Source organism: Bradyrhizobium sp. STM 3809 (assembly GCF_000239795.1).
Lineage (GTDB): Bacteria > Pseudomonadota > Alphaproteobacteria > Rhizobiales > Xanthobacteraceae > Bradyrhizobium.
In genome coordinates this window covers 1-2,182 of record NZ_CAFJ01000221.1, presented here as the reverse complement: position 1 = coordinate 2,182, position 2,182 = coordinate 1, and the positions used below count along the sequence as shown (strand labels likewise).

Genomic DNA, 2,182 nt, shown 5'->3' with positions numbered 1-2,182 from the left:
CTCGTTCTGCGGCAAGAGCCAGCACGAAGTCCGCAAACTGATCGCAGGTCCAACCGTCTTCATCTGCGACGAGTGCGTCGAACTCTGCATGGACATCATCCGCGAGGAGAACAAGTCCTCGCTGGTCAAGTCGCGCGACGGCATTCCGACCCCGAAGGAAATCTGCAAGGTTCTCGACGATTACGTGATCGGTCAGAATCATGCGAAGAAGGTGCTGTCGGTCGCCGTTCACAACCACTACAAGCGCCTGAACCATCAGACCAAGCACTCCGACGTCGAGCTCGCGAAGTCGAACATCCTGCTGATCGGTCCGACCGGCTCGGGCAAGACGCTGCTCGCGCAGACGCTCGCCCGCATCCTGGACGTGCCGTTCACGATGGCGGACGCGACGACCCTGACCGAGGCCGGCTATGTCGGTGAGGACGTCGAGAACATCATCCTGAAGCTGCTGCAGGCCGCCGACTACAATGTCGAGCGCGCCCAGCGTGGCATTGTCTACATCGACGAGATCGACAAGATCAGTCGCAAGTCCGACAATCCGTCGATCACCCGCGACGTGTCGGGCGAGGGCGTGCAGCAGGCGCTGCTCAAGATCATGGAAGGCACGGTCGCTTCCGTTCCGCCGCAGGGCGGCCGCAAGCATCCGCAGCAGGAGTTCCTGCAGGTCGACACCACGAACATCCTGTTCATCTGCGGTGGTGCGTTCTCCGGCCTCGAGAAGATCATCTCGGCGCGCGGCCGGTCGACCTCGATCGGCTTCGCCGCCCAGGTGCTGGCGCCGGAAGACCGCCGCACCGGCGAGATCTTCCGTCACGTCGAGCCCGAGGATCTGCTGAAGTACGGCCTGATCCCCGAGTTCGTCGGCCGTCTGCCGGTCGTGGCGACGCTCGAGGATCTCGACGAGAACTCGCTGAAGAAGATCCTGACCGAGCCGAAGAACGCGCTGGTGAAGCAGTATCAGCGGCTGTTCGAGATGGAGAACATCGAGCTGACCTTCGCCGACGAGGCGCTGGGCGCGGTGTCGCGCAAGGCCATCGAGCGCAAGACCGGCGCCCGTGGTCTGCGGTCGATCCTCGAGAGCATCCTGCTCGAGACCATGTTCGACCTGCCGGGTCTCGAGGGCGTCGAGGAAGTGGTCATCTCGCGCGAGGTGGTCGAAGGCACGGCCCGTCCGCTCTATATCTATGCCGATCGCTCCGATCGCGCGGTGGAAAGCAGCGCCAGCGCGTGATCCGCGCTGGCACGATCGACAGACGACCTCGATTTATCAGTCCAGCGATCGCTGCGGACGCCACGTCCGCGGCGACGCAGTGTTTAAGTATCCCGCTGCGTAAAGCCGTATTTGGCGGGCGTTTACCGATACTTGACACCCCCCGGGTCGATAGCCACCTAATGTCGCGTGGCGATACAAATCTCAATCCCGGGATTCGCCTCACCAAACGATCCGAAACAAGCGGGCGATATCGACGCGTCAGTGAAGTCCGGATCAGATCGCACCTTGTGGCGGTTGCGCACGATGGCGGACTGCGTGCAAGGGGGCTAAACAAAAGGAACAGGCCATGACGACCCCCAAACCCCGGCCGACCATCGTCTACGGCGAGAGCCACGCCTATCCGGTGCTGCCGCTCCGCGACATCGTCGTCTTCCCGCACAACATCGTCCCGCTGTTCGTCGGCCGCGAGAAGTCCATCCGCGCCCTCGAAGAGGTGATGAAGAACGACGCGCTGGTGATGCTGGCGACGCAGAAGAACGCGTCCGATGATGACCCAGCGCCGGATGCGATCTACGAGACCGGGACGCTCGCCAGCGTGCTGCAGCTCCTGAAGCTGCCCGACGGCACCGTGAAGGTGCTGGTCGAGGGCCTGGAGCGCGCGCGCGTCGAGAAGTACACCGATCGTGCCGACTACTACGAAGCCACTGCCGTCGCGCTGGCCGACACCGACGCGAAGTCGGTCGAGGCGGAAGCGCTGGGCCGATCCGTCGTGTCGGACTTCGAGAGCTATGTGAAGCTGAACAAGAAGATCTCGGCCGAGGTCGTCGGCGTCGTTCAGTCGATCACCGATTTCGGCAAGCTGGCCGACACCGTCGCCTCGCATCTCGCCGTCAAGATCGCCGATCGCCAGGGCATCCTGGAGACGCTGTCCGTCACCACGCGCCTGGAAAAGGTGCTGGGCCTGATGGA

At 63.2% G+C, this 2,182-nt stretch carries 2 protein-coding genes; both read left to right on the top strand.

What is annotated here, in order from left to right; genetic code table 11:
• A partial coding sequence (gene clpX / locus BRAS3809_RS12025; RefSeq protein ID WP_035656162.1) for an ATP-dependent Clp protease ATP-binding subunit ClpX occupies positions 1–1,231 on the top strand: 1,231 nt, incomplete at its 5' end.
• A gap of 328 nt (positions 1,232–1,559) precedes the next feature.
• Positions 1,560–2,182, top strand: a 623-nt coding sequence (locus BRAS3809_RS12020) for an LON peptidase substrate-binding domain-containing protein (protein ID WP_035656159.1), incomplete at its 3' end; no start/stop codon positions are given.